The sequence below is a fragment of the Methanofollis aquaemaris genome, from assembly GCF_017357525.1.
GTDB classification, from domain to species: Archaea; Halobacteriota; Methanomicrobia; order Methanomicrobiales; family Methanofollaceae; genus Methanofollis; species Methanofollis aquaemaris.
Genome location: NZ_CP036172.1, coordinates 1021401 through 1044445, shown reverse-complemented (window position 1 = coordinate 1044445; position 23045 = coordinate 1021401). Strand labels below are relative to the sequence as shown.

17 protein-coding genes and 1 pseudogene are annotated in these 23045 nt (G+C 62.7%); 15 read left to right on the top strand and 3 right to left on the bottom strand.

Annotated features, from left to right (window positions below; all coding sequences use genetic code 11):
• Window positions 1–49: 49 nt before the first annotated feature.
• The 3 genes from RJ40_RS05090 (at window position 50) to RJ40_RS05080 (ending at window position 5090) form a co-directional block, all read left to right on the top strand.
• Entirely contained in the window at window positions 50–1279 is a 1230-nt protein-coding gene (locus RJ40_RS05090; RefSeq protein ID WP_265582272.1) for a DNA methyltransferase, read from the top strand.
• A gap of 437 nt (window positions 1280–1716) precedes the next feature.
• On the top strand, window positions 1717–3522 hold the full coding sequence (locus RJ40_RS05085; RefSeq protein WP_265582271.1) for a beta-propeller domain-containing protein: 1806 nt from the start codon (window positions 1717–1719) through the stop codon (window positions 3520–3522).
• A gap of 101 nt (window positions 3523–3623) precedes the next feature.
• The gene (locus tag RJ40_RS05080; RefSeq protein WP_265582270.1) at window positions 3624–5090 is read left to right on the top strand and encodes an ATP-binding protein; all 1467 of its coding nucleotides are present in this window, start codon (window positions 3624–3626) and stop codon (window positions 5088–5090) included.
• Here the strand turns inward: RJ40_RS05080 and RJ40_RS05075 are convergent.
• Window positions 5038–5865 (bottom strand): Clp1/GlmU family protein, encoded by an 828-nt coding sequence (locus tag RJ40_RS05075; protein ID WP_265582269.1) that lies wholly within the window; start codon window positions 5863–5865, stop codon window positions 5038–5040. The two genes, RJ40_RS05080 and RJ40_RS05075, sit on opposite strands and share 53 nt — an antisense overlap.
• A 78-nt stretch (window positions 5866–5943) precedes the next feature.
• Here RJ40_RS05075 and RJ40_RS05070 point away from each other — a divergent pair, with 78 nt between their 5' ends.
• The 6 genes and pseudogenes from RJ40_RS05070 to RJ40_RS05045 form a co-directional block, all read left to right on the top strand.
• A complete protein-coding gene (locus RJ40_RS05070; RefSeq protein WP_265582268.1) occupies window positions 5944–6366 on the top strand; it encodes a CBS domain-containing protein in 423 nt (140 codons plus the stop codon).
• A 98-nt stretch (window positions 6367–6464) separates the two neighbouring features.
• Window positions 6465–6923, top strand: coding sequence for a DUF2721 domain-containing protein (locus tag RJ40_RS05065; RefSeq protein ID WP_265582267.1), 459 nt, complete (start codon window positions 6465–6467; stop codon window positions 6921–6923).
• A gap of 105 nt (window positions 6924–7028) precedes the next feature.
• Window positions 7029–7433 carry a ribonuclease HI family protein gene (locus RJ40_RS05060; RefSeq protein ID WP_265582266.1) on the top strand — a complete coding sequence of 135 codons (405 nt, stop codon included), beginning with the start codon at window positions 7029–7031 and terminating at the stop codon, window positions 7431–7433.
• Window positions 7430–8257, top strand: coding sequence for a CRISPR-associated protein Cas4 (cas4, locus tag RJ40_RS05055; RefSeq protein WP_265582265.1), 828 nt, complete (start codon window positions 7430–7432; stop codon window positions 8255–8257). Before RJ40_RS05060 ends, cas4 begins: the two co-directional genes overlap by 4 nt.
• Window positions 8254–8667, top strand: a complete 414-nt coding sequence (gene tsaA, locus RJ40_RS05050; RefSeq protein WP_265582264.1) for a tRNA (N6-threonylcarbamoyladenosine(37)-N6)-methyltransferase TrmO — start codon at window positions 8254–8256, stop codon at window positions 8665–8667. Before cas4 ends, tsaA begins: the two co-directional genes overlap by 4 nt.
• Window positions 8648–9793: pseudogene (locus tag RJ40_RS05045) on the top strand (MFS transporter); the annotation flags it as partial. The gene tsaA and the pseudogene RJ40_RS05045, both read left to right, overlap by 20 nt.
• A 19-nt stretch (window positions 9794–9812) precedes the next feature.
• On the opposite strand, the gene RJ40_RS05040 reads toward RJ40_RS05045, so the two are convergent.
• Entirely contained in the window at window positions 9813–11615 is a 1803-nt protein-coding gene (locus RJ40_RS05040) for an aldehyde ferredoxin oxidoreductase family protein (RefSeq protein ID WP_265582263.1), read from the bottom strand.
• 194 nt (window positions 11616–11809) lie between these two features.
• Between RJ40_RS05040 and RJ40_RS05035 the strand changes: the two genes are divergently transcribed.
• From RJ40_RS05035 to RJ40_RS05010, 6 genes are all read left to right on the top strand, one after another.
• Window positions 11810–12691 (top strand): Mrp/NBP35 family ATP-binding protein, encoded by an 882-nt coding sequence (locus RJ40_RS05035; RefSeq protein ID WP_265582262.1) that lies wholly within the window; start codon window positions 11810–11812, stop codon window positions 12689–12691.
• Window positions 12692–13003 (top strand): hypothetical protein, encoded by a 312-nt coding sequence (locus RJ40_RS05030; RefSeq protein WP_265582261.1) that lies wholly within the window; start codon window positions 12692–12694, stop codon window positions 13001–13003. It abuts the gene before it with no gap.
• Window positions 13004–13829: 826 nt separating this feature from the next.
• Entirely contained in the window at window positions 13830–15074 is a 1245-nt protein-coding gene (locus tag RJ40_RS05025; RefSeq protein WP_265582260.1) for a Glu/Leu/Phe/Val family dehydrogenase, read from the top strand.
• A 101-nt stretch (window positions 15075–15175) separates the two neighbouring features.
• Window positions 15176–15919 carry a hypothetical protein gene (locus tag RJ40_RS05020; protein ID WP_265582259.1) on the top strand — a complete coding sequence of 248 codons (744 nt, stop codon included), beginning with the start codon at window positions 15176–15178 and terminating at the stop codon, window positions 15917–15919.
• Window positions 15920–16294: 375 nt separating this feature from the next.
• On the top strand, window positions 16295–18514 hold the full coding sequence (locus RJ40_RS05015) for a bifunctional alpha,alpha-trehalose-phosphate synthase (UDP-forming)/trehalose-phosphatase (protein WP_322743913.1): 2220 nt from the start codon (window positions 16295–16297) through the stop codon (window positions 18512–18514).
• 52 nt (window positions 18515–18566) lie between these two features.
• Complete coding sequence (locus RJ40_RS05010) at window positions 18567–19775, top strand: glycosyltransferase (RefSeq protein ID WP_265582258.1); 1209 nt, start codon at window positions 18567–18569, stop codon at window positions 19773–19775.
• A gap of 51 nt (window positions 19776–19826) precedes the next feature.
• Here RJ40_RS05010 and RJ40_RS05005 read toward each other — a convergent pair whose 3' ends face one another.
• On the bottom strand, window positions 19827–23039 hold the full coding sequence (locus RJ40_RS05005) for a lectin like domain-containing protein (RefSeq protein WP_265582257.1): 3213 nt from the start codon (window positions 23037–23039) through the stop codon (window positions 19827–19829).
• Window positions 23040–23045 lie beyond the last annotated feature (6 nt).

The following is a 23045-nucleotide window of genomic DNA, read 5'->3' as shown; positions in this document are numbered from 1 at the left end:
TCCTCCTCGATCGAAGCCTTCAGGTACTCGGGGGGAGAAATCTTCTCTGATGCGACCGACCTCCCTCGACGACTACTTTGAGGACTTCACCGCGGCCGACGGCACGCCGACCCGCCATGACGAGGCGACCTGTGGAGGCGTGACGGTCCCGCGGTATGCAAATGAGTTCTGGACGGCGCGGCAGAGGCAGGCGTCGTCGATCCACGAGGTCTCGTACCGGGCGTGTTTCAAGCCCCAACTCCCGCGGTTTTTCATCGATCTTCTTACCCGGCCAGGGGACCTCGTCTACGATCCCTTCAGCGGGCGGGGGACAACGGCGGTCGAGGCCGCGCTGCTCGGCCGACGGGTCGCCGCAAACGATGCCAATCCGCTCTCCGGGATCCTGGCGCGTCCCCGTCTCTCCCCACCCGACCTCGACGAGGTGCGAGCGCGGCTGGAGGAGATCCCGCGGGGTGTGGGGCTGTGTGCCGGGACCGATCTCTCGATGTTCTATCACCCGAAGACCGAGGGGGAACTGGTGGCCCTCCGCTCGTACCTGATCGGCCGGGGCGACGAGGAGGACGCCGTCGACCGCTGGATCAGGATGGTGGCGACCACCAGGCTCACCGGCCACTCGAGGGGGTTCTTCTCGGTCTACACTCTCCCGCCAAACCAGGCGGTCTCGCCGGAGAGTCAGCGGCGGATCAACACAAAGCGCGGCCAGGTGCCTGAATACCGCGACACCCATGCCCTCATTCTCCGGAAGTCCCGGCGGCTCCTCGGGCGGATGAGTAAGGAAGAACTCTCGGCCCTCCGCCGCGCCGGAGAGGACGCCCTCTTTCTCACCGGCGACGCCGCCTCGACGCCTCGTCTCCCTTCAGGTTCGGTCGCCCTCACCGTCACCTCGCCCCCCTTTCTCGATATCGTTCAGTACGCAAAGGACAACTGGCTCAGGTGCTGGTTCAACGGCCTGGACGCCAGGGCGATCGGCGAGGGGATCACTATGGCGAGGACGGTCAGGGAGTGGGAGGAGACGATGGGCCAGGTCTTTGCCGAACTCTTCAGGGTGACAAAGCCCGGCGGCCGGGTCGCCTTCGAGGTCGGCGAGGTGCGTAACGGCAGCGTCTCTCTCGACGAGCACGTCGTCCCGCTCGGGGCGGGGGTCGGGTTCGTGCCTGAGGGCGTGATGGTCAATACCCAGGTCTTCACCAAGACCTCGAACATCTGGGGGATCAGGAACAACCGGGGAGGGACGAACACGAACCGGATTGTTCTTTTCAGGAAACCGGGGCGCTGTTGAACACCTCTTCTGGCGTGACCATGAGGGGTTGACCACACCTCTGCTCCTGCGTGACAGATCGGCAGAGGACAGGATCACCCTCTGAACGATTTTCCCCGCCTTCCCGTCCCTATCGCAACCCCTGGGATCCGGGGGCAGCGCCCCCGACGCGAGCGTGTGGGAAGGCACTTCGATCAGATGGGCCGCCCCACCTGACCGATCCGAACCTGCCGTCTCGCGCCGGGGAGAGACCCTCCCCACGGCGAAGATAGGCGAGGGGCGGCGATTGAGAGGGAGCAAAGATCCTTTTGCTCAGAACAATTTTCATGCGGTATGCCTGCGGCGTGCTTTCGGCTCATGTCTGATTCAACAAAGCCAAAACCGGAATAAGTGAGGAAGGGTGCGAAAAAATTCGTAGATATCGATTCTGATATATAATGTTGTCCCCATGATCCTCTATGGACCGCTGGATCTTTCTGCCCCTTATCGGGGCCATCCTGATCATTCTTGTAGGTGGTCTCGCCCTCGTGCTCCCTGACGCCGGGGAAGAGATCGAAGAGAGCGGGCTGCGCGCTTTTTCCTCGGACGACGAGGTGATCGTTTTCCTCAAAGAGCATGCCCGAGACCCGTCCCGTGAATCCACGGGTCAGATCATGCCTGGTACGGCGACTGAGGGTGTGAAGGCACCGACGTCGGCCCCGCCGGCCCCGCTCGCACCCGGTGCCGGGGGCGTCGACCATTCATCAACAAACGTCCAGGTCGCCGGGGTGGACGAGGCCGACATCGTCAAGAACGATGGCGAGTTCCTCTATATTCTCAGGGAGGATGAGTTTGTCATCGTCCGCGCCGTCCCACCCGACGAGGCGGCCGTCGTCGGCCGGACCGCGGTGGACGGTCGGCCCCGAGCCCTCTTCCTGGAGGGCGACCGTCTCGTCGTCTTCACCGAGGAGATGCAGGACGATCTTGTCACCCCTGAGGGGAGCGTCGCCCCGGTGCCGGTGCACCGGACCGTGACCCTGGCCCGGATCTGGTCGGTGGAAGACCCGGCGAACCCTCACCTCATCGACACCGTCACCATCACCGGTACCTTCCAAGAGGCGCGGCTCATCGACAGCGAAGTCTGGCTCATGACCGTGGAACACCCGCAGTATCCGGTCTATCCTCTGCCCGAGGCCGGCGGTATTCGTCCGCCGATGTACACCCCGCCCATGCCCCAGCGGTATTACGCATTCCACACCCTCGCCTCCTTCCCGGTCGCGGGCGGGCGCGAGGCGTCGGCGGTCTCCTTCCTCCTCGGCGAGGGCGGGACAATGTACGTCTCTGAAAAAAATCTCTACATCGCCTATCATGACCGCCCGGCAGGCCGGTCAGTCATCCACCGCTTCGCCCTCACATCCGGCGGTGCTGCGTATGCGGCGACCGGCATGGTCAACGGCACGGTGAAGAACCAGTTCTCGATGGACGAGACCGGGGACACCCTCAGGGTGGCGACGACCTCCTTCCAGGGGAACAGCACGAGCGGGGTCTACCTCCTCGACGACCGGATGGAAGTGCGGGGCGCCCTCGAGGGAATCGCCCCGGGCGAGCGGATCTATGCATCCCGTTTCATCGGCGATCGTCTCTACCTCGTCACCTTCAGGCAGATCGACCCCCTCTTTGTCATCGACCTATCGGGGACGAAGCCCGCGGTCCTCGGCGCCCTGAAGATCCCGGGCTACTCCGAGTATCTCCACCCCTGCGGCGATCACTGCCTCATCGGCGTCGGCCGGGAGACGACGGTGAACGAGTGGGGCGGCACCGTCACCGGCGGCTTGAAGGTCGCCCTCTTCGACGTCGGCAATGTCTCGGCCCCGGCCGTCATCGACACCGCGGTCATCGGCACCGGGAGAACCCACTCCCCGGCCCTCGACGATCATAAGGCCTTCTTCTTCGACGAGAGGCGCGGCGTCCTCGCCCTCCCGGTTTCTGACCGGGACCGGGACGGCACCGGGTATTCTACACCGTGGAACGGTGCGTACATCTTTACTGTCTCTGAAAAGGACGGCATCGACCATATCGGCACTGTCACTCATGAACCGTCATGGGAAGGGAGGGTGGAGCGGACCGTCCGGTTCGGCGAGACCCTGGCCACCGTCTCTGAACAATCGATTGTTCTGACCGCTCTTCCCGACTGCACCCGCGCCGGGGCGGTCGTCCTCGGCGGGCCGACCGCGCCCCCGCCGGTGCAGACCGGGGTACCCATGCCCACCGAGGAGATCGGATGACAGCCCTCTCCCCTCTCAGGGGACCGGGTTGATCGACACCATCCCCTTTCAATTCCATATTTTTATTATTCCTGCCAGAGAGGTGATCTGAAGTCATGACTATGGATGATCCCGATCTCGTAGCGGTGCTGGAGTCTCTCCCCATGCCTGTCGGCGTGGTCGACCGGGACGGTCGGGTAATCGATGCAAACACGAGGTTTCTGTCAGTGCCGGAGGAAACATTCTCTTCGCCGGACTTCTCTATCCTCCTCACCCGTGCCGGAGAGGAGGGTGCTGCCTCGGTGTCCCTCTGCATCGGTTCAGACCTCTGCGAGGTGCGGGGGAAGGCGGTCCCCGGATCAGGGGGCCGCCAGGTGACCGTCACTCTCCTCCCCGATGACGCCGCCGAAAAGCAGGCCGGTCGCCGTCTCGCCATCCTCAACGCCATCATCAGGGCGGCCGCCGCCCCTGGCACCCTTGCCGAGGTTCTGACCAATGTGGCGCGGCTGACCGTCAGGCTCCTTGACTTCGATGCCGGGGCGGTCTATCTGGCTGATCGCGCCGGCGGGTCGGCGAGGTTGCAGGCATACCATGGTCTGTATCGCCTGTATTTCCCCGAGAGTGTCGGGCCCGGTGAGCGGGAAGGCTACTGGCATACTGTCTTCTGCGAGGGCCGCGCCTCCTATGCCGAGGCCTATCTTGGCGTTCCCCATGAGAAGGGAGAACTCGGGATCTACTCGGTCGCGGCCGTCCCGGTGCTCGGGCCGTCGGGTGCGGTCATCGGGGCGCTTGCCGCCGCCAGCAGCAGCCCCCATCGCTTCACTCCCATCGAGCAGGAGACCCTCGAAGCGGTCGGCCGGGAGATCGGCGGGCTTGTTCACCGGGCCGTCCTCACCGAGAACCTCGCCGCCGCCCGTGAGGAGGCCGAGTTCTACCTCGACCTGATGGCCCATGATATCAACAATGCCAATATGGTCTCGCTCTGTTCTCTGGACCTGCTCATGGATGACCTCTCCGGACAGGAACATGCCCTCGCCGGACGGTGCCTTTCCGGGATCAGGGAGAGTTGCGAGATCATCGAGGAGGTCAGGGTGATCCGGGCGTGCCGGAAAGAGGAACCGGCCCTCCGCCCGGTCCCGCTCGACCGGGTGGTCAGGGCCGAGGCCGCCCGCCTTCAGGGGCCTGAGTTCTCGTATGAAGGCCGCGGCATGGCCGTCCTCGCCGACGAACTGCTCGGCCGGGTCTTTGGAAATCTCTTTGGCAACAGCATCAAGTTCGGCGGAGAAGGGGTGCGGATCATAGTCTCGGTGAGGGAGGAAGGCGACCGTGCGGTGATCACCGTAGCGGACAACGGTCCCGGGATCCCGGACCCGGCCAAACCCCGCGTCTTCGAACGTCTCTACCGCAACGGACAGCAGAAGCCCGGGAGAGGTATGGGGCTGTATATTGCCCGGATGTTGGTCCAGCGGTACGGCGGCGAGATCCGGGTCGGCGATCGGGTGCCTGGCCGGCCTGAGGAGGGGGCGGCCTTCTCCTTCACGCTGTGCCCGGCCGGCCGCGGTGACCGGGCCGATACTGTCCCATCATGATGAAGGCCGGCACGCCGGAGGCCGGCGGCGGGGCCAGGAGGGTGACCCCAGTTTCATCGATCTCCTCGACGACCCCGATGGTGAGGACCCACCCCGCGGCGTCGCAGACCGCAGCGGCCATCCCGTTCGGGTCTTTTGGGACCGCCCCCCTGACCGGGAGGTCAGGAGGGAAAGTTGTCCTGACCGCCCCTTCCATATGGGCTGCAAAGTTTCTTTCCCGGTACCGCCGCCTCTCGCCCCGTGATCGTTCGTGTGCATGAGGTGACGGGGGGATACGGTGAAACTTCGGGCCGAACCGTCCCTTGAACGGGCCGAGGACAGGTTCGAGTTCCCGACCCCGCTGGATCGCGATGATATGGTCGGGCCTGAGGGCCGCCACCGAACGGCGCTGGAAGGCGACGCCGCCCCGCCCCTCCACATATCCGCAGGAGTCGACGACCACCGTCTCCGCGCCCGCCGCGTATGCCTCCATGAGCAGGGCTCCGAGAGCCTCGAAGGTCTCATCCAGCGCCCGCGTCGGCGTGAGCGCGCCGGTGAAACGGAGACGGATGTCCCCACCCGGCAGGACGACGCCCAGTGTCCCGGGCGGCCCGAGGGCGGCCTGGCCACCGTCGGCATCCAGGTAGGCCGTCCGCTCACCGAGACAACCGAGGAGGAAGGAGGCCAGGGTGGTCTTGCCGGTGTCGGTGGCTCCGAGGAGATAGATTGTGCCCGCCGCCCCCCTGTGAGTGAGGGCCCGGGCCAGTTCTTCCCATTCCGGTACCTCGATCGCCATTGTCAGCAGGTTCGGCGCGCGCGCATCTTCAAATATTCGCTTCCCCAGAGGGGTGACGCAACGGAGGGGATGGAATAGATGACACTGATGGACTGCTGTCAGGTGCCGGTGGTGACGGTCCCGCCTGAGACACCGGTCTATGACGCCGCCAGGATCATGGCCGAGCAGAATGTGGGGAGCATCGTCGTGGTGGAGGAGAAGAGGCCGGTCGGGATCCTCACCGACCGCGACATCACCGTCCGGGTCACTGCCGAGGGCCTGGACCCGGCGCAGGTGCCGGTCCGCGCCGTGATGACCGGGAACCTCATGGTCCTCCCGGCCACCGCCGGCCTCTACGAGGCGCTGGGGAAGGCGCGGGAACGGAATGTCAGGCGTGTCCCGGTGGTGGACGGGCAGGGCGCCCTTACCGGGATCATCACGGTCGACGATATCATCGCTCTGCTCGCAGAGGAGATGGGCCGGATCGCAGAGGTGATCAGGGCAGGCCGACCGAAGATCTGATCTCCTTTTTCCAGAGAGGATGGAGAATGCCGCCTCTTCACCAAGATATTTTTTCCATGCTGTCCTATAGTAAACCGAATGAAAACCTGGAGGATCCTGTGACATCCGCTGACATCATCCAGACCATGCTCGCCCCCGGACTTATGATCTCGGCCTGCGGTCTCCTTCTCCTCGGCATGAGCAACAAATATTCCGTGGTGCTCAACCGGATCCGCGTCCTTGACGAGGAGAAGCGGATCCATCTCCACGATGCACCCGGCCGCCAGGAAGACGACGACCCGCGCCTCTCGTGCGTGCTCGAACAACTCTCAGAACTCCGGACACGTGCACAGTTCGAGAGGGACGCCATCGTCTGCTACTCAGCGTCAGTGGCGTTCTTCGTCCTCACCTCGATCTTCATCGGCCTCTCGGTGCTGGGAGGTATCGAAGCCCTTGGCCTCCTCACCATCGCCTCCTTCCTGGTGGGGATGTTGCTCGTCCTCGCCGGCGTCCTCTTCGTCGGTTGGGAGGCCGTCAAGGGCTACCGGATCATCTGTCTTGATATGCAGAATAATTGAAGATGACGCGCTCATCTTCATGCTCTTCTTTTTCCCTGACCAGTATCCATATCTGGGGGCGGCCCCCACCATTGTATCAGGATGACCACTACGGAAAGAGGGGGATTGGCCATCTATACCGACGGGGCATCGAGGGGCAACCCGGGGCCCGCGGCCTATGCCTATCTCTTTGTCAGAGACGGTGAGGTCGTTCACGAGTCTTCCGGGCTTGCCGGTGTCACCACCAACAACACCGCCGAATATCTGGCCGTGATCAACGCTCTCAGGGAGGCGATGGACTGGACCGACGGGCCGGTCGCGCTTCACTCGGACAGCGAACTGGTGGTCCGCCAGTTGCGCGGGGAATACCGGGTGAACAAAGAACACCTCCGTACCCTCAGAGAGGAGGTCTTCACCCTTGCCGGAGCGTTCAGCGAGGTCACCTTCTCCTCGGTACGGCGCTCCGACCGCTATGTCAGCAGGGCCGACGCCCTCTGCAACCTTGCACTCGACAGAAGGGAAAGGGGATGAACGAGACAGAGCAGAACGTCCCGGTGGTTTCGGCCTCTGAGATCGCCGAATATTCATACTGTGCGCTCTCATGGCAGTTCCAGCGGAGCAAAACAGCCCCGACCCAACCGGTCACGCCATCGGTCGAACGGGGCCGCCGGGTGCATGCCGAGGTGGGCAGGACCCTCTTCCAGGTCGAACAAGAACGGCGGATCTTCTGGCTCCTCACCGTCGTGGGCTATGCTCTCCTTGCCCTCGCCCTCATCGTCCTGCTCGGGGAGGGTGCAATGGGCGGGAAGGTTGGGAACTACATGGAAATTCTGCTCCTCCTGGTCTTTGCCACGGTCTTCTTCACCGTCGCTCTCAGAAAATATTATCAGACCCGGACAGTGCGAAAGGAGTTCGGGATCCCCGAAGGCGAGTTGCTCTACTCAGACCTCGACGCCCCGTCTGAGGTGCTCTTCTCAGAGGCACACCGGATCTCGGGCAAACCCGACTATGTGCTCAGAGACGAGATGACCGGGGCCTATATCCCGGTCGAGGTGAAGAGCGGACGGGCGAGAAAACCGTACTGGAACCACATCCTCCAGCTCGCCGCATACTGTATCCTTGTCGAGGAGCGGTACGGCACCTCGGTCCCGTACGGAACCCTGGTCTACGGGAACGGGGGGCAGCACCGGATCGAGTTCACCCCCGACCTCAGGGAACAGGTCCTTGCCACCGTGGACGAGATGCGGACCTGCCTGAAGGACGGGACCGCGAGGCGGAACCACAACGCGGCGGTGCGGTGCCGGTCCTGCACCTATCGGGAGGAGTGCGGGTCCGCCCTCGGAGATGAGCGATGATGGAACTGGTAGCGATCGGGACGATCCGGTCCCCATACACAACACCCGACGACGCTCCGCGTCAGGGGTGGCTGAACGATGTGGAATCCGAGATCGAGGTCTACCCCGCGTATGCGGAGGGGCTCGAAGACCTCGAAGGGTGCGATCGTCTGGTCGTTCTCTACTGGCTGGACCGTGCAGACCGCTCTCTTCTCAGGGCGACCCCGCCCGGCCAGACCCGTTCGAGAGGCGTCTTCTCGACCCGGTCCCCGCACCGCCCCAACCCCATCGCCCTCTCGGTCGTCGACCTCCTTGCAATCAAGGGGACGACCCTCCGGGTGCAGGGACTTGAGGCCCTTGACGGCAGCCCCCTCCTCGACCTCAAGCCCTCTCTGCCGCTGATCGAGATCCCTGGGAAATCCAGAAGGTGAGGGGCAAACGGCGTTTCATATCTCTCCTCACATCCGAGCCCTCGCGATCGCCTCGGTAGCGGTCTTTGCGTCCATGGCCGGGCTCGGCGTCATCAGTCCGCTCATGCCCTATTATGCCGGAGCTCTCGACGCCTCCGGCCTGGTTCTCGGCCTCATCTTTGCGGCCTTCCCCCTTGCCCGCGGGATCTTCTCTCCCTATGCGGGGGCACTCTCCGACCGGGAGGGCCGGCGATGGTTTGTCGTCGCCGGGTTGCTTGGTTTTGCCGTCGTCTCGGCCCTGTACCCCTTTGCCGTGACCGCCCCCGAACTCTTCCTGGTGAGGTTCCTCCATGGTGCGGCGGCCGCGGTGGTGATCACCGTTGCCATGGCAAGCATGGCCGAAGCGGCACCGCCCGGCCGGGAAGGGACGGCGATGGGAATCTTTCACGCTGCGATCTATCTTGGCATGGCCACCGGGCCGTTCATCGGCGGGGTGATCAGCGAGTATGCCGGGGTGCAGGGGGCGTTCACCGTGATGGCCCTGGTCGCCGGTGCGGCTGGCTTCCTCGCCATTGCCCTGCCGCCGGGAACGGTCAGGCCGCCCCCGCCCGCATCAGAGCACTCGTTTTGTGCGATCGCCGCCGACCCCGGCATGAGAGGTCTCCTGGTCTTCAGGGCGGTTCATGCCCTCGGACGCGGGGGCATCCTTGCCTTCGTCCCGATCTTCGCCTCGACGCTCGCGATCGGACCAAAAGGCATTGGCATCCTCCTCTTCGTCCACATCTTCGCCATCGCCGTACTCCAGATCCCGTCAGGCGAACGGGCCGACCACGGCAACAAGAGAGGCCTGGTCTTCGCCGGGTCGGTCGTCTCCTCGGTGGCTCTCCTCCTCATCCCGTTCTCCGGCGACTTCGTCACCCTCCTCCTCGCCTGCTCGCTGACAAGCCTCGGCACTGCTCTCTCCATGTCCGCGGCCGCCGCCATGGCCGTGCAGCGGGGCAGGGTCTGGGGGGTGGGGGCGTCGCTCGGGGTCTTCAACACCGCCTTCTCCGTCGGGATGATCATAAGCCCCCTCCTCTCGGGCGTCGTCATGGACGTCGCCGGGGTCTTTGGGGTTTTCTGGGCGGCCGGGGCCCTCGGGCTTCTTGGCAGCCTCTACTTCTGGGTCATGTCACGGGAAGCGGTGCCGCCCAGGCGATCCCGAGTTCCTTCAGTTTCTCCGGGTCCGGAACCCCGTGCCGGTCCCAGCCGCGGGCCCGGTAATATTCTGAGAGCAAGGGCTCGCGTCTCCAGACCCTCCCGGCTGGTGCGCCGTCGGTGAGCGGCTCGGCAAGCAGCCTGCCAGGCAGGGTATCGTCCGCACGTGTGAACCCGGCCCTGAGATTGAAGAGCTGCTGGAGGTTCCAGATCCGCTCGCCGATCACCATCAGGTCGGCGGCGCTCATCTCCATGCCGGTCACTCCCCTGACCAACGCCGCATAGTCGTCGGCGTCGAGGGCGAAGGAGGTGAAGAGGCAGATCCCGATCGAGTCGATGACGGCGGTGAGGTCCTGGAAGGCCTTCGTCCAATCGGCCTTCCCCTCGTCGGTGAAGGGGTCGAGTGCCTCGGGGAGACCGAGCACCTCCGGCGAGATGAGGTAGGCATAGACATGGTCGCCTCCTCTCACCGAGGTGGCGTAGGCCAGGCCGTGCCCCTGAAGCCCGCGGGGGTCGTAGGCAGGGAGTTCCTGCCCTTTCACGCCCATCGAGAGTTCGGGATGGCCGTGTCGCCGGGTGAAGGCGGCGCTCCCCTTGGCGAGTGCGTCGCCGATCCCCTGCCGCTCGCCGATCGCCTCGACCAGATCGAGAACCTTCTCGCATTCCCCGAACCTGATCCCGGTGTCGAGGTATCCCCGCTCGTTCATCTCCATCGCCGCGGCGATCGTCCCGCCGACCGAGATGGTGTCCAGGCCGAGATCGTTGCAGAGGTTGTTCGCCCGGATCGCCATCCCGAGGTCGTGGCACCCGATGTTCGACCCGAAAGCCCAGAGAGTCTCGTACTCGGGGCCGTCCCCTTCGACGCCGTCGATCTCGGTGAGTCTCCCGCAGCAGACCATGCACGAGTAGCAGCACTTCTTGCTCTTGAGATACTGCTCCGCGAGTTCCTCCCCTGAGACCGCCCCGGCCTCCGGATCGTAGCCGCGCTGGAAGTTTCTGGTCGGGAGGATGTTGTGCTCGTTGATGATGTTGACCAGGACCGCCGTCCCGTAGGTCGGGAGGCCGATGCCGGTCACCGGGTTCTCCCTGAGTTTTGCCCTGACCGCGGCCTTCAATCCCTTCAGCCCCTCGGGGTCGGCGACCTCCGTCTTCTGCTCGCCCCGTGCGGCGACTGCCTTGAGGTTCTTGCTCCCCATCACCGCTCCGACGCCGCCCCGCCCCGACGACCTGAAGGTCTCGTTCATGATCGAGGAGATCGGGCTGAGGCGTTCGCCGGCCGGGCCGATGCAGAGCACCTCGGTCGAAGGCCCCGGGGTCTCGGCCTCGATCTCCCGCACCGTCTCGCTCACCCGTTTCCCCCAGATGCCGGAGGCGTCCCTGATCTCGGCCGCTCCGTCGTTGACCCAGAGATAGACCGGCCGCTCGGCCCGGCCGGTGACGATGATGCCGTCAAACCCTGCTCGTTTCAGTTCTTTCCCGAAGAACCCCCCTGAATTCGCACTGGTAAGCGTCCGGGTCAGGGGCGACCTGGTGACGATGTCGAAACGCGATCCCAACGGGACACCGCTGCCGGTCAGTGGGCCGGTGGCGATGACCAGCGGATTTTCAGGGCTGAGCGGTTCGGTCGATGCGTCGATCATCTCGGTGAGGAGCCTCACCCCGAGGCCCCGGCCACCGAGATAGTCATGCTTCCACTCGTCCGGATAGGGGCGTGCTCTGCACCTCCCCGCGGTGAGGTCAACCGCAAGGAGACGGTCGGCATAACCTTTCATACTCCCTCCTCCGTCCCCCATGGGCGTCGTCGGCATGATAAACTTAACCTGGGGGTCGCGTTCACGGGCGGGACCGTAGGGGCGAGATGTTCTGGTTCCTTTCCGGGGTCTGTTGCCTGGATCTAAACTATTTAAGGGCCGCGCAAACAGATACTTATAGAAGTGTTGAGAGCACACAAAATGAGGAGATAGTCATGGCAGAGAATCAGTCTCAACAGGGATCAGAGTGCGACGGCAACTGCGGCACCTGCCCGAGCGCTAAGAAGGACGAGAACGGGCAGGCCACCTGTGGCCTCCCGCCGAAGGTAGATCTGAACGTGAAACATGTGGTCCTTGTCCTCTCTGGCAAGGGCGGTGTGGGCAAGACCACGGTCTCGGTCAACCTCGCCTTCGCGCTTGCAAACCACGGTAAGAATGTCGGTCTCCTCGACCTGGATATCCACGGCCCGAATGTCCCCAAGATGGTCGGTGTTGAGGACGAGAAACTGATGGTGGCAGGCAACAAGATCGAGCCGGTGCATGTGACCGGCAACCTCTCGGTGGTCTCGATGGAGTTCCTCCTCCCCAATGGCGAGACCCCGGTGATCTGGCGCGGTCCGATGAAGATGACGGCGATCAAGCAGTTCCTGGAGGAAGTCAACTGGGGCGACCTCGACTACCTGGTTGTCGACCTCCCGCCCGGAACCGGCGACGAGGCGCTCTCGATCATCCAGCTCGCCCCGCGGATCGAGGGTGCGGTCATCGTCACCACCCCGCAGGCGGTCTCGACGCTCGACTCAAGCAAGGCGGTGCGCTTTGTCGAGAAACTCGACCTCAAGGTGCTCGGGATCGTCGAGAACATGAGCGGTCTCATCTGCCCTGACTGCGGCAAGGAGATCGACATCTTCGGCAAGGGCGGCGGCAAGATCGCGGCCGAGGAACTCGGTGTCCCATTCCTCGGGGCCATCCCCATCGACCCTGCGATGCGCGAGGCCGGCGACGAGGGCAGGCCGTTCATCAACCGGCACAACGATTCTTCGTCCTGGAAGGCGATCGACGCCGTGATGGAGAACCTCGTCAAAGTCGTCGAGGAATAAATGGAAAAATTTCTCCGGGTGCTCCGGGGGGCCGGGGAGCCCCTGGAGATCCATACCGAGATCGCCGCGGTCCTGGCGGATGTTGCGACGTTTCCGGATCGGCTCGAACCGATCGTCGCCGCAGCCTCGGCCCTCCCTGACCCTGAACTCGAGCACTTGCGCTTCGCGCTGGTGCGCCTCCAGGTCTATGCCGACATCCACCGCTATGAGAATATCGAGCAGACACAGTGGATGAAGTATGTTGCCCAGGTGCTCGAACGGCTCATCTTCGGTTCCCTGATGGTAGAGGCTGAGTCCTCTGCAGCCGAATAGAATCTCTGGATTCTTTCATCCTCTTTTTTTGTTCTTAGAATCTTCATGGATTCTGTAGAATCAGGCATGAACCCCTGGCTCAAGCATACGTGATGAAAATTTCTCGTTGTAGTTCTCCTGAGTGCGAAGGGGTACTTGATTCCTCTCCTCGCAACAGGGCACCTGAAGGATACTGTTCAACTGCCGCCCCTCGGCTATCTTCATCCGTGGGGGGTCCGGGGGGCAACGCCCCCCGGTGCGAGACGGCGGTGAAGATTCTGCGGTCGGGGCGGCACGTCTGATCGACGTGCCTTCCCCCATGAATCGCGCCGGGGTCTCTGCCCCCGGACCCACGGGATTGCGATAGGGGCGGGAAGGCAGAGGAGATGATTGTTCAGAGGTTGTTCCTGTCCTCTGCGTATCAAGTCCACGCGTGGTGAGAGGTGGTCAGCCACTGATTCACACTCCAGAATAGGGATCCAACAGAACCGCACTATTATCTTTTCCTGAGATCTGGTTGTCGGTGAAAACAATATTCATCTCACCACTGAAGTGACGAGCACTCTGCCTATGCTGATCGTAGAATTTTCAGATCTCTTCATCTTCTTTTTTACACCATCTGCATCTCCTTCTTCCCTTCACCGCTCGCTATTCTGCACCGCCCCCGAGGGGCGCAGGTAGGAAGTTTCCTTCCTTCGTGGGCGGCCACGTTTTATCGTCTGTATTCCTCTCACAAATTCAAAATCGGGGGTTTTTTAAACTTTATCTGCAATATATTATTATTCGGCCCATTCGGCATCTATAAGCCCGATTACGGTTAATTATTAGAGGGAAACTGGTGAATCCAATGACCAATGAGAACCCCTTTGAAAATGTCAAGAAGCAGATCTGCTCGTGTACCGAATTCCTTGGGATCTCCCCGAATGTCGAGGAGTTCCTCAAAACTCCGATGCGTGAGATCCACGTAGCCCTCCCGGTACGGATGGACGACGGCACAGTCCGTGTCTTCCAGGGCTTCCGTGTCCAATACAACAGTGCCCTTGGCCCCACGAAGGGCGGGATCAGGTTCCACCCCCACGAGACCATCGACACCATCCGATCTCTTGCAGCACTGATGACCTGGAAGTGCGCTCTCCTCGACCTTCCCCTCGGCGGCGGCAAGGGCGGTATCATCTGCAACCCCAAGGAACTCTCCGAGGGCGAACTCGAACGGCTGAGCCGCGCCTACATCCGGGCGATCTACAAGGACATCGGCCCTGAGTGCGACGTCCCGGCCCCTGACGTCTACACCACCCCCCAGATCATGATCTGGATGATGGACGAGTACTCGACCCTTGTCGGCCACAATGCCTGTGGTGTCATCACCGGCAAGCCGATCCTCCTCGGCGGCTCGGCAGGCAGGGGCGACGCCACCGCCCGCGGCGGCTGGTATGTCCTCAAAGAGGCGGCAAAGGACCACGGGATCGACCTCACCCAGGCGAAGATCGCGATTCAGGGCTTCGGGAATGCCGGCTCTCACGCCGCCACCCTGGGCGAAGAACTCGGATGCACCATCGTCGCGGTCAGCGACAGCCACGGTGCGATCTACAACGAAGAAGGCCTCGACCTCAAGAAACTCGCCGCCCACAAGGCAAAGACCGGCTCAGTCAGGGACTTCGAGGGTGCGGAGAATCTCACCAACGACGATCTCCTTGCCCTGAAGGTCGACATCCTCATCCCCGCGGCTCTTGAGAACGCCATCAACGAGACGAACGCAGACAAAGTCCAGGCGACCATCGTCGGTGAACTTGCAAACGGCCCTATCTCCCCGGAGGGCGACGCGATCCTCTTCAAGAAGGGCATCACCGTTATCCCTGACTTCCTCTGCAACTCAGGCGGTGTGACGGTCTCATACTTCGAGATGGTCCAGAACTTCTCCCTCGACCGCTGGGAGGAGAACGATGTCCAGGCCCGTCTCGGCAAGAAGATGACCCGCGCCTACCACGAGGTCGCCGAGATCGCACAGGAGCACAGCATCTCCATGCGCCAGGCCGCCTACACCTTGGCCATGAAGCGCGTCGTCGACGCGATGAAGCTGCGCGGCTGGGTCTGAGCCGACCTGTATAAAATTCACGCACTCTTTTTTTCCGTCTTCTTCAATCGCAGGTATTTTTTGTTGTCGGGCATCAACCATGATGCACGATGAATCGGTCCATGATACGGCTAACCTGGGAGACCAGGCTTGGAATTTTCCTGGTGATGGCAAGTGTTGCGATCTATACGGTGAAGTTCCTCGTCCTCGGCACCCCTGAGAACACCTACTATTACATCTTCAATGCCCTGGGTTTCCTCCCGATCAATGTTCTGCTTGTCACGCTCATCTTAAACCAACTCCTCACGGTGCGGGCGAGACGGGACAAACTCCAGAAGTTGAATATGGTCATCGGAACCTTCTTCTCTGAGGTCGGCACCCGCCTCCTGGTCAGGCTCTCCGACCGCGACGTCGGCATGGACGCGATCCGGTGCGACCTGATGGTCGGGGACGATTGGTCTGCGAAAGAGTTTGATGAAGTGCGGGCCTGTATCACCGACCACCCCTCTCAGGTGACGGTGGACGCCGACGAACTCAGTGAGATCAGGTCGTTTCTGATCCAGAAACGTCCCTTCCTCCTGCGTCTCCTGGAAAACCCGGTACTCCTCGAACACGAACACTTCACCGAGGTGCTGCGAGCGGTCTTCCACCTTGCCGACGAACTCGAACGGCGCGACGACCTTGCGCATACCCCCGCGACCGACCTTGCCCACCTGAACAACGATGTCAACCGGGCCTACCGCCTCCTGGTCGTCCAGTGGCTCGACTACATGGCATATCTCAAGGAAAATTATCCGTACCTCTTCTCCCTGGCGATGCGGACCAACCCCTTCGACGAGAACGCCTCACCGGTGGTGCGCGAGTAGGGGGGACCACTCCCACCCCCGCAGGATCCAGTAATTCTGGCTCTGTTGCATTCCTCTTCTGGCGTGACCATGAGGGGCTGCTCACACCCTTGCCCCTACATGACTCCCCAGAAGGATGAAGACATTTCAACTGTTCTCTCACGCCGGGGGAGACCCCCGGACCCCCCACGGACGAAGATAGCCGAGGGACGGCAACGTATTCTGTAACCACCCGCCGCTTTGCCATAAGGAGAGTGGTTAAGGAATTCACCAGAGTCGTCTGATCATAATTTTTCGTGAACTAACGGGGTCGGAGGATGCCGACCGGATCCGACCCCGACCGTCAGAGAAAGATTATCTGTAAAGAATGCAGATCCTGGGTCGGGGGACGGAACGATCGATACCGGCACAGAAGGGCGGCGGACGCTCATCATCTCGAACAGGCTTCCGTACAGTGTCCGGCAGGACGGCGAGAATCTCAGCGTGGAGCCGAGCGTTGGCGGACTTGCAACAGGACTCGCATCTTATTACCAGGACCACAACTGTGTCTGGGTCGGATGGCCGGGCGCCGACTCGGGGACACTCGGCGAGAAAGGTATGGAAGAGGTCGCCGCCATGCTGGAGGAACGCGCCTGCATCCCGGTCTTCCTCGACGCCGACGAAATAGGTGCCTACTATGACGGCTTCTGCAACTCCACCATCTGGCCGCTCTTCCACTATTTCCATACCAGCAGCACCTGGGAGAATGTCTCATGGGAGGCCTATCAACAGGTGAACCGGGCCTTCTGCGAGGCGGTCGTCAGGGAGTATCGGCCGGGCGACATAATCTGGGTGCATGACTACCATCTCCTTCTCCTCCCTGCCCTGCTCCGCAGAGAACTCCCGAGGGCCACCATCGGGTTCTTCAACCATATCCCCTTCCCATCCTACGAGATCTTCAGGATCCTCCCCTGGCGCCGGGAGATCCTCGAAGGCCTCCTCGGTGCTGATCTCATCGGGTTCCACACCTACGACTATGTCCGCCATTTCACCGACAGCGTCCGGCGGATCCTTGGGTACCAGCACACCTCAGGTGAGATCCTGACCGGAAACCGCCTGGTGAAGGTGGACACCTTCCCGATGGGCATCGACTATACCCGGTACTCCGGGGCGGTCGATGATCCGGGCGTGAGGGAGGAGGCGGCACGGCTGCGAGAGAAGTACGGCGGCAGACGGGTCATCCTCTCCTTCGATCGCCTCGACTACACCAAGGGGATCCCGCAGCGGTTGCGCGCCTTCGACCTCTTTCTCCAGCGTTACCCCGAGTACAGGGACGGGGTGGTCCTCATCGTCGTCGCCGTCCCGTCCCGGACGGCGGTGCGGGAGTACCGTACCCTCAAACGGCAGGTGGACCGGCTGGTCGGTGAGATCACCGGGAAGCACGGCACCATCGACTGGGCACCGGTCAGGTACCTCTACGACGTCCTCCCTTTCGAGACTCTCGTCGCCCTCTACCAGATCGCGGACGTCGCCTTTGTCACCTCACTGCGGGACGGGATGAACCTGATGGCCAAGGAGTTCGTGGCCACCAAACACGACGGCCTTGGTGTCCTGGTCCTGAGCGAGATGGCCGGCGCCGCCGCCGAACTCGGCGAGGCGATCATCGTCAACCCCTTCAACACCGAGGAGATGGTCGGCGCCCTCAAGGATGCCCTCACCATGCCCGAGAACGAGCAGGTGCGGCGGAACCGGTGGATGCAGGAACGGCTCCGGCGCTACCATATCCTCCACTGGGCCAGGGACTTCATGCAGCGTCTGAAGGCAACGAAAACGAGACAGAGAGAACTTGAGGCCTCACTCCTCTCGACTGAGCAGCGTGAAAGGTTGGTCCGGAAGTACCAGGCAGCCGGGCGGCGTCTCCTTCTCCTCGACTATGACGGTACTCTCGCTCCGTTTGCTTCCAGGCCGGAACATGCGGTCCCTGACTCCGCTCTTCTTTCCCTGCTGGGGACCCTGGCCGCCGAGGAGGGGACCGAGGTGGTGATGATCAGCGGCAGGGACCGCCGGACCCTTACTGAGTGGTTCGGCGGCCTGGACGTCGGACTCATCGCCGAGCGCGGGGTCTGGGCATGCCGGCCTGGCAGCGAGTGGCAGATGACCGGCCCCCTCCAGCAGGAGTGGAAGGAGGAGATCAGACCGGTCCTTGAAATCTACGTCGACCGGACTCCCGGTTCCTTCATCGAGGAGAAAGACTTCTCCCTGGTCTGGCACTATCGGATGGCCGATCCCGACCTGGCCTCTGCCAGGGTGAAGGAACTCAGGAGCATGCTCTTTGACCTGACCGCCCATCGCGACCTGGACATCCTGAAAGGGAGTCGGGTGCTCGAAGTGAAGAGTGCCGGCTACAACAAGGGGCGGGCGGCGGCCAGGTGGCTGGATGAAGGTCCATGGGATTTTGTCCTTGGTGTGGGAGACGATTGGACCGACGAATATCTCTTCGAGGCCCTTCCTGAGGGGGCGTGCTCGGTCAAGGTCGGGATGGGCCTCTCCAAGGCCAGGGTCCATGTGAGGTCGCTCAGGGAAGTGCGAGCCCTCCTCGAAGACTGCCTCCGGCCTGACGGCGGGCAAGAGATATAAGGGCGCGGGTTCCCGTGGGGGTGGGTGCATGGACGCACCCGGGGGAGACGGTATGCGAAGCCTGGATGACTACCATGGGATCGTGAGCGACCGGCAGATCTATGAGATCTACCAGAAGGCCAGGGGCCTGACCGGCAAACATGTCCTCTGCATCAACTCGACCTACCAGGGGGGAGGGGTGGCCGAACTTCTCTCCTCGGTGGTCCCGCTCATGAACGACCTCGGCGTCGACATGGGCTGGAGGATTCTTCATGGCAATCCGGACTTTTTCACTATCACTAAGAAGTTCCACAATGCCCTCCAGGGCGCCGAGGTGAACCTCACCGAGATGAAGAAGAGCCTGTATGTCAGGGCGAGTCAGGACTTCAAGGTCTACACCCACATCGATCACGACTGTGTCATCATCCACGACCCCCAACCTCTTCCCCTTGTCAGGTGCTGCCGAAAACAGCAGCCCTGGATCTGGCGCTGCCATATCGACCTCAGCGACCCGAACAAAGAACTCTGGGATTATCTCAAGCAGTATCTGCTGAGATATGATCTGATGCTCGTCTCCAATACAAGATATCTCAAGGAGGATCTGCCGGTGGAGCAGCAGGTGGTCCACCCGGCCCTCGACCCGCTCTCCCCCAAAAACATCGAGATCCCCGAAGACCTGGCCGAGCGGTACCTCGAGAAGTTCGGCATCCCGACCGACAAACCCCTGATCACCCAGATCTCGCGTTTTGATACCTGGAAAGACCCGGAGGGTGTCCTCGAAGTCTACCAGGAGGTCGAGAAGGAGGTGGACTGCCGGCTTGTCCTTTGCGGGAGCATGGCGGCAGACGATCCCGAAGGGCAGGAGATCTTCGAGCGGGTGGAGCGCAAGGCGTCGCAACTCAGTAATAACGGTGATGTCATCGTCATCAACAGCGAGAATAACATCCTGGTCAACGCCCTCCAGCGGGCCTCGGACGTGGTGGTGCAGAAGTCGCTGCGCGAGGGGTTCGGGCTCACGGTCACCGAGGCGCTCTGGAAGGGACGGCCGGTCGTCGCCTCGTCGGTGGGGGGCATCGGTCTCCAGATCACCGATGGCGAGAATGGATTCCTGGTCGACCCGCAGGACATCAATGGGTGTGCCGAGCGGGTGGTCCAGATCCTCCAGGACGACGGCCTGGCCCGGCGCCTCGGGAAGAACGCGAGGAGGACGGTGAAGGAGAAGTTCTTGATCACGAGGCTGCTCAGGGACTGGCTCGACGTGTTGAATGATGTGATCTTGTGAGGGGGGGTTGTTGTTCCCCTGTCATATGCACAACTGAACAAAAAAAAAGATTTAGTGTTTCCTTGCCAGGAGGACGGCGGCGCCGATCGCGAGGGCCGCGGCCCAGAGGGGCAGAGGCGACTTCTGTGTCGTCGCCGCCGGGACCGCTCCGGTCTCTGCCGGGGTCACCACACCTGATTCGGCGCTGGTCGAGGTCACGGTCGGTGTCAGGGTCTCAGGCGTCCCCGCGGTTGCGGCGATGGCGAAGGTGGAGAAGCCGTCGCTCTCCGCATCAAAGTGTGCCATGCCGCTGTTTTCACCGGTGACCACCGTCTTGAGAGGCTTCCATGCGCCGTCGACATGCTTGAAGAGGCCGATGTCGCTGGCAGTGCAGGAATGCGCCTCCATCCATGCCGTGGGCACGGCGAAGGTGATGGTCTCGCTGGAGAGGTGGTCTTCGGTGGTGTGGTACAGGGTCGCCTCAACGTAAGCATAGACCGCGCCCTCAGGGGCATCGGCTGCCGACGGGCGTGAAGTCTTCTTCACCGAGAGCATGAGGCTGTCAATGTCTTCGTTCGCCCTCAGCGTTACCGCCGTGATCGGGGTGTTGCGCATCTTCAGGGTGATGTTCTCCCCTGCATGGAGGGCGCCCGTCGTACCGACTGCGGTGTCCGACTGACTGTTGCCGCCGCTGCTGGGCGAGGAGACATGGACAGGTTCAGTGGTCGGTACCGGTGTCGGTTCGATCGGTGCCGCCGAGACGGCAACGAGCCCGAACTCACAGAATCCGTCAGGTGACGTGGCGGCAAAGGTGGTCATGCCGTCTTCGGTCCCCTGAACGTGGGTCCGGAGGATTGTTGCCGTCCCGTCGTCGCCACTGCGGATGATCGTGATGTTTTCTGCACCGCCGTGCGCCTCCACCCAGGCGGTCGGGACGCTCATCAGCACGGTGGCGCCGGTGATCTCCTCGCCGTCGTTGAGATTGGTGGTCCGGATCTCAAGGGACGCGGCGAGGGCGTCGATTGTCAGTCCGTTTTCTGCGGCCGCACGCTCGAAGATCTCCATCGTCCCGGCCCTTGCTTCGGTTCTCAGGGCCGTGGTGACGGCGGCACCCTCAGGCACGCTGGAGAGGTCTGCCATGGCCGAGCCGCGGACTTCGCCGGCATCCTCGGATCGGACCGTGAGTGCCCTGGTCTGGATGACGAAGTTCTCGACGGTGCCTTTGATGGTGCCGCCCTCCTCGGTCACCCTTCCGATGGTCCTGATGGTCAGGTCGAAGGAATCCCCGGAGATGATGATGCTCTTTCTGTCCTCAGAAACCCGGGCGTCTGCCGAGGCCGTCACCGAGACATTCGCACCTGAGAAGTTGCATCCCGGCAGGTCCAGTCTGACTTTCTCGGCCTGTTCATTTTCTCCGGCCGGCGTGATCGCGACGCTGCTCGTGTTTGCCGTGGTGGTGACCAGATCGCCGCCGTCGCCGTCGATCTGCCGCACGGCGATCTTCAGGTCTGAAGACCCGCCGATGAGGCCTTTCACCCTGACCGTGCCGAGCACGACGTCCTCGTCGCCTGCATGGACGGCGTCCTCAAGGTCGACCGCCCGCATCATGAGACCGCCGTCGGTCTCGCGCGAGAGGTTGAGCGTCGCCCAGGCGGGGTAGGAGGCGCCGGTGATGGTGGCGACCTCAGGGTCGGCGACCGAGACGTCGATCTCGTAGCCGGCAAGCCCCCAGGGAGCGCGGCTCATCGTGATGGCGACCTCGGTCTCGTCACCTGCGTTCAGAGATGAATGGGCGGTATTGAACGAAAGTTTCGGCTCCTCGTAGACCGTGTAGGCCTTCAGGCAGACATTGGTGTTGGGCATGGTGGTGGTGAGGTCTTCCCACTCGACGCCGTCGGCGCTGACATAACTCTCGCCTGCCGACGCCTTTGCGCCGGAGGAGAAGCCTGCGATCGGTTTCTCGACTGCAAGAGGCTGGTAATAGTTCGGCGTCGTGAGTTTCACGACCACCGAGAACGTCTGGCCGGGTTTCAGAGGCACCGGCGTCGTGAGCGGGTGCGTGTGGTAGCCAGGCAACACCTGGGTGCCTGAGATGGTCGTCGCCGGACCGTCTGCGGAGAGAGGGCTGTCGGTCGGGTCGAGATAGACCGAGACCTCGTAGGCGGCGTTCGGGGCCGGGGTGAAGAACCCGACCGCGCCCAGGCTGTTGCCAGAGGTGGCGGTGAAGACGTTGGCGGCGTACGCCGTCTCGCTCCCAATCCCGATCGCCGAGGTCCAACCCAGGGGGTCGTGGAAATAGACGTCGCGGTAGTTGTTGGTATCTTCTGCTGTGAAGATCGCCTTGCAGCCGCGGTCGGCGTCGTAGTATGACTGGTAGAAGTAGCCGTCGTCGCCCCAGTCGGCGTTCCAGGAGTTCCTCACGATGAACGCACCGTCGCCAGGCGGGGTGAAGGTGAAGTTGTCTTTGCTGTAGGTGTCGTCCCAGCCGACGATCAGGACGGCATGGCCGCCGCCGACGAGCCAGGGGTCATAGTAACTGGCATGCCCCTCGTCGTAGAACCCGTTCGACCAGTACATCGAGGAGTAGACCCCGCCGTACTCCTTGACCGCTTGCTTGATCAGGGTGACGTTGGAGCGGTCTTTCCGCACCGGGAGGAAGTCCACGTCCTGGACGTGCTTCTGCACGGTGAGCCCTGTGGGGGAGACGCCCGAGACCTCGCTGTAGGGATCGTCGGACTCGTTCACCGGGCCAGACCAGCGGGAGAAGTAGGCGGTGGCCATGTAGGCGTTCCCGCCTTTGTCGTGGGCATAGTCCAGGCCATGGGTGTTTTTCAGGTTGTTCTCGGAGAAGTCCCGGACCTCTTCGGGGAGGAGCGTGGACTCCAGGGAACCGAGGGCCGCAAACGACCAGCAACTCCCGCACTCTCCCTGGTCCTTCACCGACCCGACCCGCCCTTCGTCGCGGAGGTCACAACGGCTCTCCGAGGGTGCGGGCCTGAAGGCCGAGGTGGTCTGCACCTCGCTGCCCTCGGGCCAGGCGACGGTCACCGGCGAGGGGATCTCGCCGCAGATCTTGTCGGTGTGTTCGCCTTCTTCGATAGGGGCGGCGGCGGCCGTCATCATGCGGTCGGCCGGGGCCTCTTTCTCCTCAAGATATTTCACAAACTCAGGGTTGAGCGGTGCCTCGGTCACCTCCAGTGCGGAGGCTGCCGGGGCCGCGACCCAGAGAAGGAGACAGACGCAGAGGAGCGCGCCTGCCAGACCTTTCAGTATGTTGGAATTCATTTCTCA